Below are 15348 nucleotides of genomic sequence, written 5' to 3'. Positions count from 1 at the left end.
ATGGTCGACACGGCAACGACCGAATGGTCGCAGGAGACCATCGCGAAATGCGTGTCGGCCGTCGTGCGTTCGCGCCGGTCGGTTCGCGCATTCAAGCCGCAGCCTCTGCGGCGTGACATCGTCGAGGAGATCCTCGAGGATGCGGCGGCAGCCCCGAGCGGTGCCAACATCCAGCCCTGGCGGGTCTATGTGGTCAGCGGCGAGGTGAAGGATGCGCTGGCCGAGACCCTGGTCGCCGCGTCCCGCGCCGGAACCGTACCCGCGCCGACCCACTTCCCCGAGCCGTTGCCGGACCTGTTCCGCGCGAGGCTGCTCGACTTCGGGGCCCGCTACTACGCTTCGTTGGAGATCGATCGCGGCGACGCTGCGGCGCGCATGCGCCAGACCGAGAAGAACTACTCATTCTTCGGCGCCCCGGTCGGCCTTATCTTCAGCATCGACCGCCGATTGAAGCCGCACAGCTGGATCGACCTCGGTCTTTTCGCGCAGAACCTGATGATCGCCGCCAAGGCGCGTGGCATCGACACCTGCCCGCAGGTCGCCTTCGCGCCCTTCCATGACCCGATCGCGGCCCATCTGCAGATGCCGCCGCACGAGCAGACCGCCTTCGGCATGGCCATGGGATACGGCGATCTCGAGGCCCCGGTGAATCGAGCCGGCATGCCCAGGGAACACAGGCACGAATTCGCGCGGCTCCTCGGCTTTCCGGCCTGAGCTTGCGGTGCATGCTGTCCCCGGGGCTGAGCCTTCACGGCCTCAGACCACCATCGGCACCGCGGCGCCGTCCATCGAGACAATTGCCCCGGAGATGTAGCCGGCCGCACCCGATGCCAGGAACACGACCGCGCGCGCGATGTCCTCGGGTGCGGCGACCCGCCCAAGGGGCATGCGGGCCTGCGCGTCGCGCAGCACCGCCTCGGCGCTGGTCTTGTGCAGCCGGGCCTCGGCGGCCAGGCCCTCGGCCATGCGGTCGGTCAGCGTCAGCGCCGGGTTGACCGCATTCACGCGCACGCCGCGCGGCCCGTAGGCCGCGGCCAGGCCGGCGGTCGCGAGCATCAGCGCCGCATTGGCGGCACCGCCCGCCAGGTGGGTGGTGGTGGCGACCTTGCCGCCCATGCCGATGACGTTGACGATCGCCCCCGTGCCGCGCGCCCCCATGCGCTTGATCACCGGGTCCATGACGTTGACGTAGGTGAAGAACTTGGCCTGCATGGCGTCCTGCCACGCTTGCGGCTGCAACTCGTCGAAGGGCGTGCGGCGCGCGGCCCCGGCCGAGTTGACGAGCACGTCGATCGGGCCACCCTCGGCTTCGGCGGCATCCACCATCGCGAGCGCCGCACCCGCATCACCGAGGTCGGCGAGCTGGCCGTGCGCCGCGTAGCCCTCGGCGCGCAATGCCGCCACAGCGGCCTCCAGGTGCGCGGCCGTGCGCCCGGCCAGGCTGACCCGCGCGCCTTCGCGCAGGAACTCGCGGGCGCAGGCCAGCCCGATACCGCGGCTGCCGCCCGTGACCAGCACGTGCTTGCCGCTCAATTGAAGATCCATGGCACCTCCTTGGATGAGACGTTCAGTGTCGAAGGGTCCACTGTGCCAGAGCCTGAGCGCCTGCAGCCCGTACCCACACGCGTTCAGGAAAAGCGCCTACATGCGGGCGCGCGCTGCATCGCTCGAGACGACATCCTTCATCACACTAGATTCAGGCTGCGCGCCATTGATAGTGAAAAGAACAAACCGGATGCTTTCGCCATGACGAATCAACGCACTGCCTCGCAGCCGTCGCTCTTCGAGCCCACCGGGGTGCCAGGCCTCGACGAGGTGCTGGCCGGAGGACTGCCCGCGGGACACCTCTACCTTGTCGAAGGGACCCCGGGCGCCGGCAAGACGACGCTGGGCCTGCAGTTCCTTCTCGAAGGTCGGGCACTCGGCCGAAAGGGCTTGTACGTCACGTTGTCGGAGACTTCCGACGAGCTTGCGCAGGGTGCGATGTCGCACGGGTGGGGACTCGACGGCATAGAAATCTTCGATCTCGTGAGCGACGAGGGCCTCAGCGCAGACGCCGAGCAGAGCATCCTCAACCCCTCCGATTTCGAGTTGGGCGAGACGATCCGCAACGTCATGGCCCTGGTGGAACGCGTGCGGCCGGAGCGGGTCGTATTCGACAGCCTCTCGGAGCTGCGCTTGCTGTCCCAGAACCCGCTGCGCTATCGGCGGCAGATCCTGGCGCTCAAGCGCTTCTTCCTGACGCAGCGCTGCACCGTGCTCTTGCTCGATGACAAATCGGCTGGTGCCGGCGACATGCATCTGCACAGCATTGCACACGGCGTGATCCATCTCGAGCAGAACACCGGCACCTACGGCCCCGACAAGCGTCGCCTCCGCGTAGTGAAAATGCGCGGCGTGAGGTTCCGGGAAGGCGAGCACGACTTCAATCTGGATCGGGGCGGACTGCAGGTGTTCTCGCGCCTGGTGGCCAACGAGCACGGCCGCGAGCATGCGAGCGAAGCCGTGAGCTCCGGCAATGCCGAGCTGGACCGGCTCCTGGGCGGCGGGCTGGTCCCGGGCAGCAACTTGCTGTTCGCCGGCCCCGCCGGCGTCGGCAAGACGACCACTGCCGTGTGCTGTGCGGCTGCCGCCATGCAGCGCGGGGGCAAGGCGGCATTCTTCCTTTTCGACGAAGGAATCAAGACACTCCTGATGCGCTCGCGGGCCCTGGGACTGGACATCGAAGAGTACAACGCGTCGGGACAGCTGGATCTGCACACGATCGACCCGGCGGCGATTTCCGCCGGCGAGTTTTCGCATCGCGTGCGCGATGCGGTCGAGCGGCGGGGTGTCGGCACGGTCGTGATCGATACGCTGAACGCCTACCTGGTCGCGATGCCCGGCAGCAACTTCCTGCTGCTGCAGATGCACGAGCTGCTGACGTACCTCAATCTGCAGGGGGTGACGACCATCCTGGTCCTGTCCCAGCACGGCCTTTCCGGCGAGGTTCCCAACGATGTCGACCTGAGCTATCTGAGCGATTCGATGCTGCAGTTCCGGTACTTCGAGGCCCGTGGGCAACTCCTCAAGGCGGTGTCGGTGATCAAGAGCCGCACCAGCGCGCACGCCTCCACGATCCATCAATTCAGGCTCAGCCCGAGCGGCCTCGAGATAGGTGAGGCGCTCACGGATTTCGAAGGTGTCATGGCTGGCGTTCCGCGCTATCGCGGACAGACCTCGCTGCTCGGCGGCGCCGAACAGGCGTGACGGCGTGGAGAATCGAATACTCGTCCTGGCGCCGTTCGGGCGCGACGCCCGGGTCATCACTGAAGTACTCGCGGCACGGCGGGTCGTTGCACACATCTGCGAAAGCGGCGACGCGCTGGTCCGTGAAATGTGCCAGGACTCGGCGGCGACGATCCTCACCGAAGAAGCGCTGGGCGACGGCATCGTCGATGCGCTGCGCGAGATGCTCGCGAGCCAGCCGCCATGGTCCGACTATCCGTTCGTCGTCTTGGCGGCGCGGCAAACGCTGCACCGGACCGATCGTGCCCGGTCTGCGCTGCAGGAGCTCAGCAATCTGGTGCTGCTCGAGCGGCCGGTCAACCCCGACACCCTGGCGAGTGCTGCCGAGTCCGCATTGCGGGCCCGGCAGCGCCAATACCTCACGCGCAAGCATCTTGCCGAGTTGGAGGCATCCAAGTTGAGCGTCGAGCAGCTCAACGACAAGCTCGAAACCCGGATCGCCGAGCGGACCGCCGACCTCGCGAGCGCGAACGATCGATTGATGCGCGAGATCCTGGAGCGCGAACGCGTCGAGAGTTCGCGGGTCCAGAACCAGAAGATGGAGGCACTGGGCCGCCTGACCGGCGGCATCGCCCACGACTTCAACAACCTGCTGCATGCCGTCAACCTGAACTTGCAGTTGATCGAGCGGCTGACTGTCAAGGACGACCGCGTTCGCCACTACGCGCGCCGGGCCAAGGAGGCCGTGGACCGCGGCTCGCGCCTGACCGGTCAACTGCTGTCTTTTGCGCGCACGCAGAGCCTGGTGCCCAAGCTGCATGACGTGAACGATCTCATCCGCAACATGGCCGAATTGATTTCGATATCCGTGGGCGCCCATGTCAAGCTGTCGCTGACGCTTTGTCCCGGGCCCGCCTACGTCGTCGTCGACGCCGCCCAGATGGAGATGGCCATCCTCAATCTCTCGGTGAACTCGCGCGACGCCATGCCCCTGGGCGGGATGCTGGAAATCCACACGCAGATGGCGGCCTCCGGCACCGAAGCCGACGCCAGTCCCGGCGGCGCCGTCGCCACCGCGTATCCACTGGGCTCGGTCAGCGTCGCCGTGCGCGATACGGGCGAAGGGATCCCGGACAACCTGCTGGGCAAGGTGTTCGATCCGTTCTTCACGACCAAGCAGCACGCCGGTACCGGGCTCGGCCTGAGTCAGGTCTACGGATTCACGCGGCAGTCGGGCGGCAATGTGGAAGTGCAGAGCGAGGTCGGCGCAGGCACGACGATCAAGCTCTGCTTCCCGCTGGCCCCGGCGCCGAAGGAAGCGGCCGAAGCCATGCTGCGCGGACAGAACGCCGCGATGGCGTTGCAGGCCGAGATCCTGGTCGTCGAAGACGACCCCGCCGTTCGCCGGAGCATGGTCGAATGCCTTCAGGTGCTTGGCTTCCACGTCCGTCAGGCCGCGGATGGCGCTGCGGGCCTGACCGAGTTGAAGAAGGCGCGACCGGACCTGCTGCTGGTCGACTATCTGATGCCGCGCATGAACGGCGCGGAACTGATCGCCCATGCACGCGAGATGTACGTCGATCTGCCGATTCTCATGGCGACCGGCTACGCGGACATGAACGCCGTCGAGCGCCTGATCGGCCCGCACTCGGTGCTCGCCAAGCCTTTCGACCTCGACACCATGGGCAAGGCGGTGTCGATGGAACTTCGGCGAAAGCGCCCGCCGTCCTAGGCACCTCGGCCGCGCGCCACCAGGTCATGCCGCTCGACTCGAGGATCGTCGATTTTCCTTCCTGGCACGCCCCAGGTTGGCCGCGATCATGGCCGCGACCAACGTGACCAGCCACGAGAAATACACCCAGAGCAGGAACATCGGGAACGCCGCGAAGGTCCCGTAGACCGCCTTGTAGGTCGGCACCTTGGCGAGGTAGCCGGCAAAGCCGCGCTTGCCGAACTCGAAGGCCAGGCTGGCGACCAGGCCACCGGCGAGGGCATCGCGCAGGCGCACCTGGGTGTTCGGGACGAGGTAGAACATGCTGGTCAGCGCCGTCAGGACGAGCAGCAGCGGGCCGAGATCGAACACGAAGGCGAGCGAAGCGGGCAGCGCGCCGATCCAGCCCAGCGAGGCGCCGAGCACATGGGAGCTCGCCCACAGGCTCAGGCCGAGGACCGGCGGCCCGACCGCCAGCATCAGCAGGTACAGGCCGACCCGCCTGAAGAACGGCCGGTTGCGCCGCACCTCCCACATCTGGTTCAGGGCGTTCTCCACGGTGAGCAGCATCGCCACCGCCGTGCAAAGCAGCAGCAGCGAGCCGACCCAGGTCAAGCCGCTGGCGTTGGCGGCGAACCGGTTCAGGTACTGCAGGACCGTGCGCGCGATATCGGCCGGCAGCAGCGGGCTCAGCAGGAACTCCTGGATCGCATCCTTGAATCGCCTGAAGACCGGGAAGTGCGTGAAGAGCGCGAAGCTCGCCGCCAGCAAGGGCACGATGGACAGCAGGGTCGTGAAGGTCAGGCTCCCGGCGACCTGGGGCAAGCGCTCTTTCCGGGCGCGCTGGATCGTCATTCGGGTCAGGGTGAACATGGGTCGCGGCAAATGAGATTCGGCCCGCCGATTGTGAAGGCTGCGGCCGCCGGCCTCGGGGTTCCTCTTGGTTGTCCGGGCCGGCGTTCCGGGCTACGCTGCGCGCGACCGAGGATCTTCATGACCACATTGACGGACACGGCGCCAGACCACCAGGACAGCGCCATCGGTGTGCAGCGCCATCTCGCCGAGCTCGACGCCCAGGGCTACACGGTCATCCCCGACTTCCTGCGGCCGGACGATCTCCAGCGGGTCCGCGCGGGCCTCGCACCGCACCTGGGCAGCCACACCGGACGCAACAACTTCGAGGGCGTGCGCACCGAGCGGGTCTACACGCTGGTCGGCCGGGGCCGCTGCTTCGAGGACATCGCCGAAGACGCGCGCGTGCTGGCCCTGCTCGACCGGCTGCTGGCGCCGGGCTGCCTGCTGACGGCGAGCCAGGCGATCTGCATCCATCCGGGCGAGACGCCGCAGCCGATCCACTACGACGACTCGTTCTACCCGGTGCCGCGCCCGCGGCCCTCCATCAGCTTCAGCACGATCGTCGCGGTCGATGCGTTCACGGCCGAGAACGGCGGCACCGAGGTCATTCCCGGCAGCCACCGCTGGAGTGACGCCCAGATCATCGGGGCCTACGACGGCCGCGATGCCGACGCGCCGATGCCCTCCTCGCTGGAGCGCATGCTGGTGCCGATGGTCGTGCCAGCCGGGGCCTGCATCTTCTTCCATGGCACCCTGATGCACCGCGGCGGCGCCAATCGCAGTGCGGCGCCGCGGCTGGCGTTCTCTAACCAGTACTGCGAACCCTGGGCGCGAACCCAGGAGAACTTCTACCTCGGCATCCCGCCGGCGCTGGTGCGCGGCATGTCGCCGCGCCTGCAGACGCTGCTCGGCTACGAGATCATGCCGCCCTTCATGGGCCACGTCACGGCGTCGCATCCGGCCAAGGTGCTGCAACCCGACCATGTCAATGCCGTAGCCGCCGCGCCTCGCGACGGCCGGCGCGAGGAGGAGAACCCATGACACACCCCCTGGACCGGCTGATCGGCGACGAATGGCCGGCCTTCGCGACCGACGCCCAGCTGCGGGCCTTCGAAGCCACGCCCTATGCCGAGCGCATCGCAGCGCAGAGCACCTACGAGGCCCTGCAGCGCGGCGCCGCCTGCGACCCGGACGCCGATGCCATCTTGTTCCTGCCGCAGGCGGAGCCCGACGAAACGCCGCTGCGCATCAGCCATCGGCAGTTCGTCGGCCGCGTGACGCAGGCCGCGAACCTGTTCACCGAACTCGGCGTCGGCCCCGGCGACGTCGTCAGCCTGCTGCTGCCGCTGGTTCCCCAGAGCTTCTTCTGCCTGTTCGGCGCCGAAGCGGCCGGCATCGCCAATCCGGTCAATCCGCTGCTCGAGGCGGGCCAGATCGCCGAGATCCTGCGCGCCGCCAACACCAAGGTGCTGGTAGCGCTCGGCCCGGTGCCCGGAACCGACATCTGGGCCAAGGTCGAACGCATCCGCGACCAGCTGCCGGGCCTGAAGGCGATCGTCGTGGTCGGCGGCGAGAGCGACCCGGCACGCGCCGTGCACGGCTTCGACGCGCTGGTGGACCGGCAGCCCGCCGACCGGCTGCTCGGCGGCCGCCAGATCGCGGCCAGCGACACCGCCGCCTACTTCCACACCGGCGGCACCACCGGCATGCCGAAGCTGGTGCGCCATACGCACGGCAACCAGGTGTACCAGGCCTGGGCCGTGAGCCTGATGCTGCACGTGCGCGCCGGCGCACCGCTGCTGTTCGGCTTGCCCCTCTTCCACGTGGGCGGTGCGCTGACGCAGGGCCTGGCGCAACTGAGCGCGGGCGGCACGATCGTGGTGCTGTCGCCGTCGGGCTGGCGCAACCCGGTGGCGGTGCGCAATGTCTGGCGGCTGGTCGAACGCTTTCGGCCCGAAGTGTTCGGCGGTGTTCCGACCGTGCTCGGCGCGGCGCTCAACGTGCCGGTCGACGGCGCCGACGTCTCGAGCATCCGCATCTGCTCGGGCGGCGGCTCGGCGATCCCGGTGCCGATCGGCAGGGCCTACGCGCAGCGCTTCGAGGTGCCGGTGGTCGAGGTCTATGGCATGACCGAGACCTCGAGCGTCCACACCCTGGCCTACCTCGACCGGCCCATCCGCCTGGGCTCGGTCGGCCATCCGGTGCCGTACAGCCGGGTGCGGATCGTCGAGGTCGATGCCGAGGGGCGCGCCACGCGCGACTGCGCGGTGGGCGAGAGCGGGGTCGTGGCGATGAGCGGGCCCGGCGTGTTCAGCGGCTACCTGAGCGACAGCCACAACCGCGAGGCCTTCGTCGCGCCCGGCTGGGTGAACTCCGGTGACCTCGGCCGCCTCGACGCCGAAGGCTACCTCTGGATCACCGGCCGCGCCAAGGACCTGATCATCCGCGGCGGCCACAACATCGACCCGATGGCGATCGAAGAGGTCTTCTTCCAGCATCCCGCCGTGGCGCAGGCCAGCGTCGTCGGGCAGCCGGACGTCTATGCGGGCGAGCTGCCGATCGCGTTCGTGCAGCTCAAGCCGGGCGCGGCGGTCGAGGCGGCCGACCTGCTCGCCTTCGTTGCCGCCGGCACGCCGGAACGCGCAGCGCTGCCGGTCGAGGTGCTGTTCGTCGAGGCCCTGCCGCTGACCGCGGTGGGCAAGGTCTTCAAGCCCGCGTTGCGATGGCAGGCGGCGCAGCGCGTGGCGTTGCGCCTGCTGTCGGACTTGCAGCAACCCGATCGAGAACTGACTGTCGAGGTCGGCGCCCACGCGCTGCACGGCAGCCTGGTCACGGTCGCGGTCACCGGCGTGGCCACGGGCGATCGCGAATCGGTCGCGCGGCAGATCGATGAGCGCCTGGACCCGCTGGTCCTGAAGCACGAGACGGTCTGGCGCTGAGCCCGGCGTGGCTCAGCGCCACTGCAGCAGCAGCGACCAGGGCTGCCGGCTCATGTGGCGATCGACGCAGTCGGCCGTGCCTGCAGTGCAGCCGTCGCTCAAGTAGCTGGGGTCGAGCCGCCGGGTCCCCGGCGCAAAGGCCAGCCGGCGCAAGGTGACGGACTGCAGCACGTTGCCGCCGATGGCATCGAAGCCCAGGGCATCGACCGCCACCACGACATCGCAGTGCATCGGCAAGGCGCCGCCGCCGGTGCGGCGGGCCGCCAGCGCCTCGCCGATCTTCTCGAAGCTGTCGAACCCGGCACCGGTGCCGCGCGCCTGGCAGACCAGGTCGCCGACGCGCGGCGGGGTGCGCGTGATGTCGCAGGCGCGCATCGCGTAGGCGGTCGGACGGCCGGCCGCCTCGGCGCTGCCGGCCTGCCAGGCCGCGCCCGCATAGTCGGCATGGGCCTCGGAGAACTGGAACTCGTCCGCGCCGAGCCCGGCCTGGCGCGCGAGCCAGCTCACGAAAGCCGCGGACCAGGGGGTGTCGATCACGGCGACCCGGTCGATCGCGGCCTGCGCGGCGCGCAGCTCGTGCGATTCCAGGCCCTGGTCCGGGCCGACGCCCAGGCCTTGCAGATGGGCGGCCGTGGCCTGGTTCAGCGCCTGCAGCAGGAGTTGCCGATCGGCCGGGCGCAGCGCGCCGAAGCGCACGAGGTAGGGCAGGCGGCCTTGCTGCGGATCGACGGCGCCCCAATAGCCGAGCACCCGCTCCCAGGGTGCGCGGGCCCACACACCGGCGCGCACGTCCTCGGCCTCCGACAGGCCCGATTCGGTGAGCCGGCCTTCGGCATCCATGGCCTGTCCGCCGAAGGCCCGGTGTTCGCGCTCGGCCGCGGCCGCCATGGCCAGCGCACGGGGCGGCGGGGGGGATCGCGTGGCGGTATCGAGGCACAGCGAAGCGGCCCCGGCAGCGAACGGCGCGGCCATGGCCAAGAGAGAAACGGCGACCGGAAGAAGGCGCCGCGGCACGAAATGAAGAGACATTCGGACCCGAGCATAGCCCCGGTGCGCGACTACACTCGGCCGCCCCTCCGACGCCTCCACACCACCATGCGACGCCTCGCCCGACCCGACGACATCCGCCAAGTCTTCTCGATCTACAGCCACGAGAAGGTGGTTCCGTTCCTGACCTACGACCCGATGCCCTTCGCAGACTTCGAAGACGTCTATGCCCAGTTGCTGGTGAGCGGCAGCTTCTTCGTCTGGGAAGTCGACGGCGAGATCGCCGGCTTCTACAAGACCACGCGCTACCCGGGCCGGGTGCGCCACGTGGCCCTGCTCGGCACGCTGGCGGTCGACCCGCGCCGGCACGGCGCGGGCATCGGCCGCGCCATGATGGAGGACGCGATCGCGCGGCTGCGCGCAGAAGGCATCCGGCGGGTCGAGCTTTACGCCGAGAGCGACAACACGCAGGCGTTGCGCTTCTACGAAAAACTCGGCTTCGTGCACGAAGGCACGCTGCGCGACTTCTACAAGCGAGGCGACGAATCGCACTACGTCGACGAGCACGTGCTCGGGCTGCTGCTGGCCTGAATCGCCGGGCGGCGCCCCAGGTCTCCGGAGGATGCGAAACATGGCGCTCAGGCCTGCAGTCGCCGCGCCTCGTCGAGAAGTTGCTGGGCCACCGCCTCGAAAGGCTCCAGGCTCTGGTCGGCGCGGCTGAGCACGACGGCGCCTTCGGTCGAGGCCAGCAGCACCATCGCGAACCGGCGCGCCACCGAGGGCGCCAGCCCGGCCTGCTTCAGCCGGGCGGCCAGCCGCTCGCGCCAGGCGCGGAACACGGCCGTGGCGTGCGCCAGAAGGTCGGCCGAATCGGTCGCCACCGTCACCGCCAGCACCGCACAGCCCGCTTCGCAATTCGAGCGCGTCAGCACCGCGCGCCAGACGGCGAGGAAGTTCCGCACCACCTCCTCCGCGCTGCCGGCCGAACCGCGCTCGAGCACGCCGAGCAGCACCTCGCCGGCGCGATCGACCGCCGCGGCCATCAACTGCTCCTTGCCCTCCGGGAAGTGGTGGTAGAGCGATCCGCGCGGCGCGCCGGTGGCCGCGAGGACCTCCGAGAACGACGTCGCGTGCAGGCCCCGCCGCGCCAGCAGCGCCATCGCCCCCTCGACCATGCGATCGCGAACTTCACCTGCCATGACGCACCGGCTGCCTTTTCGAAGAAGTGTTGACCTGGACTATGACGCCCATCATAATCACGCCGACTATGACGATCGTCATAGTCGATTCGAAGTCAAGGAGCCTTTCCCATGAACGTGGACTCAATCCGGCAGGCGCTGATCGGCGAATGGGCCAGCATCGCGCCCGAGATCCGGCCCAGCGCCGCCAAGAACCCCGACGGCACGCTCAAGCCCTTCTACCTGACGCGCGACTTCAAGGCACTCGACGGCGACCGCTTCGAACTCGCCGTCGTCAATTCGGCCGATCCCTACGGCAAGGTGCCGCTGGCGCGCATCCTGATCCGTGGCCACATGCGCTGGCGCGGCGAGCATCCGGTCGCGCCCGGTGCCCAGAAGGTGGATTTCGTGGCCGACGAAGGCTACGAGGTGACGCCGATGCACCAGGGCTTCGTCGACCTGCTGAACCAGGTGGCGAGCCAGGGCTACGCGCGGTGGGAAGCAGGCGGAGCGCAGAGCGTGTTCGGCAAGGCCTTCGTGCCCTTCGGCCTGGTCGAAGGCCAGCACTTCATGGAGTACGACCTCGTCCACCTCTCGCACGGCCTGCTGTTCTGGGGCGCGCGCAACATCGACGGCCGGGGCTTCGACACCGAGGCCAACCGGCCGACTCACCTGCAGATCCCGTTGGCGCGCAAGCCCTGACCGCGAGACCGGCGCTGGTAAGCTCCTCACCCCGCCGGCGCCCCAGCCGGCGATGACGGAGAAGCGTGCATGGCCGACCCATGGCTACCAAGAGAAGAGTACGTCGCCCTGCAGCAGGAAGTGCGCAGCGGCGAGGCGCAACTCGCACGCCTCGAGCTGGCCTGCGTGTTGGGCGTGGCGGCCCTGTTCGTCTGGCTGGTCCGGGGCGCGGGCGACTATGTCGGCTACCAGGGCCTCGTGTGGTTCCTGCCGATCGTCGTCCCGGCCTACGGCATCCTGAAAACCAGGGCCGTCCGCGCCCGCCTGGCCCTTGTGGCCGACTACCTGGCGAAGCTCGAAGGCCACGCGTCCCCTGGCGAGGAACGTTGGCAGGCCTACCTCGAGCGACAGCGTCCCAGGGCGCGCAGCGGCCTCGCGACGACCGCCTGGCTGCTGCTGCTCGCAGCCACGATCGCGGCGAGCGCCTTCGGTTTCGCGGACTTCCGCGAACAGTGTCCGGGACTGCTGCGCGATGCCTGTCTGCAGGACGCCGGGCCGGACGAGCAGACCGAGGGCGCATAGGCGGCAGCTACAGCAGGAAGGGCACGAAGCGACGCGTGCGCCGCATGTAGTCCCGGTACGCCTGGCCGAAATGCGCGAGGCATTCCTGCTCTTCGCGCAACGCAGTGACGAACAGCAGCACTGTCGCCGCCACCACCAGCGCCAGCCCCAGCCAGGTGAACTGCTGCAGAAAGATGCCCCAGGCCAGGCAGATCAGCGCGGTGTACATCGGATGGCGGATGTAGCGGAAAGCGCCGGCCGTCACGAGCGTGGTCGTCTTCTCGAATCCGATCAGCGCTTCGTCCTGGCGCGCCTCGCCCGGATGGCCGTCGCGCCGCAACAGTCGGAATGCATGCAGCGGCAACCAGACCGAGGCCATGAACAGCACCATCGCCACCCGCTGAGGCAGCGCGCGCGGGTCTGCGCCCCAGACCGGCAGGTTGATCCAGATGAGCCCGAGGATGCACTCCCAGGCGAAGAAGCGGTAGAAGCCGTGCGAGCGTGGACGCATCATCGCGCCGCGCGAGATGTAGAGCAGCGCCGAACTCACGACCACGAAGGTCGGACCATAGGCTGCGAGGGGGAGGAGCATACGGTGCGCCGTCGTCTAGAAGCGCATGCCGACGCCGGCCATCAGCAGGTCGGCGTCGCGGTCGTAGCGCGTGGCCACGCGGTTCCACGTGAGCCGCAGCAGCCATCGCGCATCGAAGCGGTAGCTCGCGGACACCGAGACCAGGCCCGACACGCGGCCGTCTCCGGTGCGGTTGGCCGCGAGCTCGTCGTTCTGGGAGATCGCGACATAGGGTCCGATCCCTGCCGACAGCGCCAGCCGGTCGTCAAAGAAGGCGCGCGTCAGCCACAGCTGCACTGCAAGGCCATCGCGACGGGACTGGGTGCGCCCGCCTTCATGCAGGTAGCTCGCGCTAATGTCCAGGTAGCGGTCGAGCCCGTGCCGATACTCCAGGCCTTGGGCGCTCGCCGTTTCCGAATCGAAGCTGTTCAGGATCGACCTGCCGAGCATCAGCGTGAGTTCATCGCCGGTGACGTTCGAGCTGCGCACCTCGGCGCGCTCGCGCGGACCCGGGCCGCTCGGGGCTTCGAGCTGATAGCCGAGGCCGACGACGATCGCGGTCGTGTCCGGTCCGTGATAGGCCTGCACGTGATTCAACTGCATCTGCGCGATCCAGCGGTTGTCGAAGTAGTAGGCGGCGCGAAGGCTCAGCACCAGGCCCCAGCCATGGGTGTCCGAATAGTTGCCGCCGGCCTCGGCCGCAACCGTATCGAAATAGCGGTACGGACCCGCACCGGCCGACAACTCGAGCCGGTTCTCGCGCAGCGGCAGGCGGCCCCAGAGCTGGATCAACTGCCCGTCGCGATGGTGGTTCGGAATGTGGCCTTCGTTGAGCCAGGAGAAGCTCCAGGCCGCATGACGCCCCAGGCCCTCCCGGTACGTGGCTTCCCAGGAGTAGGTGTCTTCGTCCCTGCTGACCAGCGGCCCGGCGAGCATTGAAAACTCCTGCGCGCGCAGGCCGGACGAACACAGCGCGCAAAGTGCGGCCGCGAAAAGTGCTCTGGCGGGAACAGCGCTCGGGATTCGCATGAGCCTCCATGACGCCTGCCTGCGGCAGCGAACGGGTCGACGCAAGGATAACCGAGCTGACTTCGCACTGACTGCATGCGCGCATGGCTCCTTCGCGTGGAGGTCGCATTCCGCGAGCACCCGGTTCCTAATTGCGTTCCGGCCCGGCGCCAGTTCGCACGCCGAAGGACCGGGGATTTTCAAGGAGAACGCCATGTCATTTGCCAATGCATGCGGCCGACCATCCGATGCGCCGGTCCTGCCCTATCGATCGATGTGCTGCTTCATCGTCCCGCCCGGGGTGCTGAAAAAATACGCGCGCGATGGCGCGATCGACGCCGCCACGCGCAAGTCCCTGCAGGACACCTATGTGGAAACCGAACGCCTGCGCGGACTGCGAGAAGCCCATCGCATCGCGACACTGCGCGACGCGGACCGCTTCCTGGCCGGCGCGGCGGTCCATGTGCCGGCCCAGCATCTGTTCGACTGCATGCATCGCAAGGGACTGCCGGGCAAGGCGGTGGCGGCGCCTGCCGGCGCCTTCAAGACCGTGTTCGACACCACCGCCAAGGTGGTGGAGTTCTACAAGACCGTGATCGGCCGCAATTCGGTCGACAACAAGGGCTTCGACCTGGCGTCCAGCCTGCACTACGCCAGGAACTACGACAACGCGTTCTGGAACGGTTCGCAGATGGTGTACGGCGACGGCGACGGCAAGCTGTTCGGCGAGATGTACCTGTCGCCCGACGTCATCGGCCACGAGCTGACCCACGGCGTGACGCAGAACCTCAGCGCCCTGCGCTACGAAGGCGAGTCGGGTGCGCTCAACGAGAGCATCAGCGACGTCTTCGGCACCGTGTTCAACCAGTGGCTGAACAACTGGGCCGTGACCGAGCCGCGCGGCTGGCTGGTCGGTGCCGGCATCATGGCGCCGACGGCACTGGCCAAGGGCTTCACCTGCCTGCGCGACATGGTGCAGCCCTCGGCCAAGCATTGCCTGTCGCCGCAGCCCGAGCTCTACAGCGAGATCGACCCGACGGCCGACGTGCACGAGAACAGCGGCGTGCCGAACAAGGCCTTCGCCACCTTCGCGCGGGCGGCCGGCGGGCAGGCCTGGGGCAATGCCATCAAGGCCTGGTACGACACCTGCATCAACCGGGCGCTGCGCAGCGACGCCACCTTCAGCGAGTTCGCGGCACTGACCATCGCCTCGGCGCTGAAGATCGGCGGCGCCGCGCTGCAGGCCCAGTGCACCAGCGCCTGGACCGGGGTGGGCGTCACGCCCGCGAGCCCATGACCGAGCCCGCCGATCCCGCCCGGCCCGCGGTGCGCCGCGTGCGCATCGAGCGCCGCGGCGGCCTGGCCGGGCTGGCCGTGAGCGCCGAGCACGACTTCGCGGCGCTCAGCGCAGCCCAGCAGCAGGCATTGGGACGGGTGATCGAAGCGGCGGCGTCGGACCGGCCGGCCAGGTCGCGCGGTGCGCCGCCCGGCCCGGCGCCTGGTGCCGACCGCTTCAGCTATCGCCTTCGCGTCGAGGACGCGGCCGGGGGCGAACAGGTGATCGACCTGCCGGAGGATGCGATGCCCTCGGTGCTCGAATCGCTCGCCAGGCCGACGCTGCCCTGAGGG

General features: G+C 68.7%; 16 protein-coding genes. 10 read left to right on the top strand and 6 right to left on the bottom strand.

What is annotated here, in order from left to right; translation table 11 throughout:
* The gene (locus tag QTI68_RS26135) at nucleotides 1–714 is read left to right on the top strand and encodes a nitroreductase (RefSeq protein ID WP_286525809.1); all 714 of its coding nucleotides are present in this window, start codon (nucleotides 1–3) and stop codon (nucleotides 712–714) included.
* 42 nt (nucleotides 715–756) lie between these two features.
* Here the strand turns inward: QTI68_RS26135 and QTI68_RS26130 are convergent, their stop codons facing one another.
* Nucleotides 757–1545: an SDR family NAD(P)-dependent oxidoreductase gene (locus QTI68_RS26130; RefSeq protein WP_286525808.1), complete on the bottom strand. Its 789-nt coding sequence runs from the start codon at nucleotides 1543–1545 to the stop codon at nucleotides 757–759.
* A 201-nt stretch (nucleotides 1546–1746) separates the two neighbouring features.
* Between QTI68_RS26130 and QTI68_RS26125 the strand changes: the two genes are divergently transcribed.
* Nucleotides 1747–3249: an ATPase domain-containing protein gene (locus tag QTI68_RS26125; protein ID WP_286526086.1), complete on the top strand. Its 1503-nt coding sequence runs from the start codon at nucleotides 1747–1749 to the stop codon at nucleotides 3247–3249.
* 4 nt (nucleotides 3250–3253) lie between these two features.
* Entirely contained in the window at nucleotides 3254–4960 is a 1707-nt protein-coding gene (locus tag QTI68_RS26120) for a response regulator (protein WP_286525807.1), read from the top strand.
* Between the two features lie 24 nt (nucleotides 4961–4984).
* Here the strand turns inward: QTI68_RS26120 and QTI68_RS26115 are convergent, their stop codons facing one another.
* Nucleotides 4985–5812, bottom strand: coding sequence for a YihY family inner membrane protein (locus tag QTI68_RS26115; protein WP_286525805.1), 828 nt, complete (start codon nucleotides 5810–5812; stop codon nucleotides 4985–4987).
* 120 nt (nucleotides 5813–5932) lie between these two features.
* Between QTI68_RS26115 and QTI68_RS26110 the strand changes: the two genes are divergently transcribed.
* Nucleotides 5933–6835, top strand: a complete 903-nt coding sequence (locus QTI68_RS26110; RefSeq protein ID WP_286525804.1) for a phytanoyl-CoA dioxygenase family protein — start codon at nucleotides 5933–5935, stop codon at nucleotides 6833–6835.
* Nucleotides 6832–8733: an acyl-CoA synthetase gene (locus QTI68_RS26105; RefSeq protein WP_286525802.1), complete on the top strand. Its 1902-nt coding sequence runs from the start codon at nucleotides 6832–6834 to the stop codon at nucleotides 8731–8733. Before QTI68_RS26110 ends, QTI68_RS26105 begins: the two co-directional genes overlap by 4 nt.
* 12 nt (nucleotides 8734–8745) lie before the next feature.
* Here the strand turns inward: QTI68_RS26105 and QTI68_RS26100 are convergent, their stop codons facing one another.
* Nucleotides 8746–9762 carry a DUF2272 domain-containing protein gene (locus tag QTI68_RS26100; protein ID WP_286525800.1) on the bottom strand — a complete coding sequence of 339 codons (1017 nt, stop codon included), beginning with the start codon at nucleotides 9760–9762 and terminating at the stop codon, nucleotides 8746–8748.
* A 66-nt stretch (nucleotides 9763–9828) separates the two neighbouring features.
* Between QTI68_RS26100 and QTI68_RS26095 the strand changes: the two genes are divergently transcribed.
* The gene (locus QTI68_RS26095) at nucleotides 9829–10311 is read left to right on the top strand and encodes a GNAT family N-acetyltransferase (RefSeq protein WP_286525798.1); all 483 of its coding nucleotides are present in this window, start codon (nucleotides 9829–9831) and stop codon (nucleotides 10309–10311) included.
* Nucleotides 10312–10358: 47 nt separating this feature from the next.
* Here QTI68_RS26095 and QTI68_RS26090 read toward each other — a convergent pair whose 3' ends face one another.
* Nucleotides 10359–10919, bottom strand: a complete 561-nt coding sequence (locus QTI68_RS26090; RefSeq protein ID WP_286525797.1) for a TetR/AcrR family transcriptional regulator — start codon at nucleotides 10917–10919, stop codon at nucleotides 10359–10361.
* Nucleotides 10920–11030: 111 nt separating this feature from the next.
* Between QTI68_RS26090 and QTI68_RS26085 the strand changes: the two genes are divergently transcribed.
* Both QTI68_RS26085 and QTI68_RS26080 read left to right on the top strand, forming a co-directional pair.
* The gene (locus tag QTI68_RS26085; protein WP_286525795.1) at nucleotides 11031–11600 is read left to right on the top strand and encodes a hypothetical protein; all 570 of its coding nucleotides are present in this window, start codon (nucleotides 11031–11033) and stop codon (nucleotides 11598–11600) included.
* 69 nt (nucleotides 11601–11669) lie between these two features.
* Nucleotides 11670–12161: a hypothetical protein gene (locus QTI68_RS26080; RefSeq protein ID WP_286525793.1), complete on the top strand. Its 492-nt coding sequence runs from the start codon at nucleotides 11670–11672 to the stop codon at nucleotides 12159–12161.
* A 7-nt stretch (nucleotides 12162–12168) separates the two neighbouring features.
* Here the strand turns inward: QTI68_RS26080 and QTI68_RS26075 are convergent, their stop codons facing one another.
* Entirely contained in the window at nucleotides 12169–12732 is a 564-nt protein-coding gene (locus QTI68_RS26075) for a methyltransferase family protein (protein WP_286525792.1), read from the bottom strand.
* 15 nt (nucleotides 12733–12747) lie between these two features.
* Nucleotides 12748–13740, bottom strand: a complete 993-nt coding sequence (locus QTI68_RS26070; RefSeq protein ID WP_503011736.1) for a hypothetical protein — start codon at nucleotides 13738–13740, stop codon at nucleotides 12748–12750.
* Between the two features lie 193 nt (nucleotides 13741–13933).
* Here QTI68_RS26070 and QTI68_RS26065 point away from each other — a divergent pair, with 193 nt between their 5' ends.
* Both QTI68_RS26065 and QTI68_RS26060 read left to right on the top strand, forming a co-directional pair.
* Nucleotides 13934–15016 (top strand): M4 family metallopeptidase, encoded by a 1083-nt coding sequence (locus QTI68_RS26065; RefSeq protein ID WP_286525787.1) that lies wholly within the window; start codon nucleotides 13934–13936, stop codon nucleotides 15014–15016.
* Nucleotides 15013–15345 carry a protealysin inhibitor emfourin gene (locus QTI68_RS26060; protein ID WP_286525785.1) on the top strand — a complete coding sequence of 111 codons (333 nt, stop codon included), beginning with the start codon at nucleotides 15013–15015 and terminating at the stop codon, nucleotides 15343–15345. The genes QTI68_RS26065 and QTI68_RS26060 overlap by 4 nt, the downstream gene beginning before the upstream one ends.
* The last annotated feature ends 3 nt before the right edge of the window (nucleotides 15346–15348 follow it).

Origin of the sequence: Variovorax sp. J31P207, from assembly GCF_030316965.1 — a bacterium.
Classification (GTDB): Bacteria; Pseudomonadota; Gammaproteobacteria; order Burkholderiales; family Burkholderiaceae_C; genus Variovorax; species Variovorax ginsengisoli_B.
This window is presented reverse-complemented; position numbering and strand designations above follow the sequence as displayed.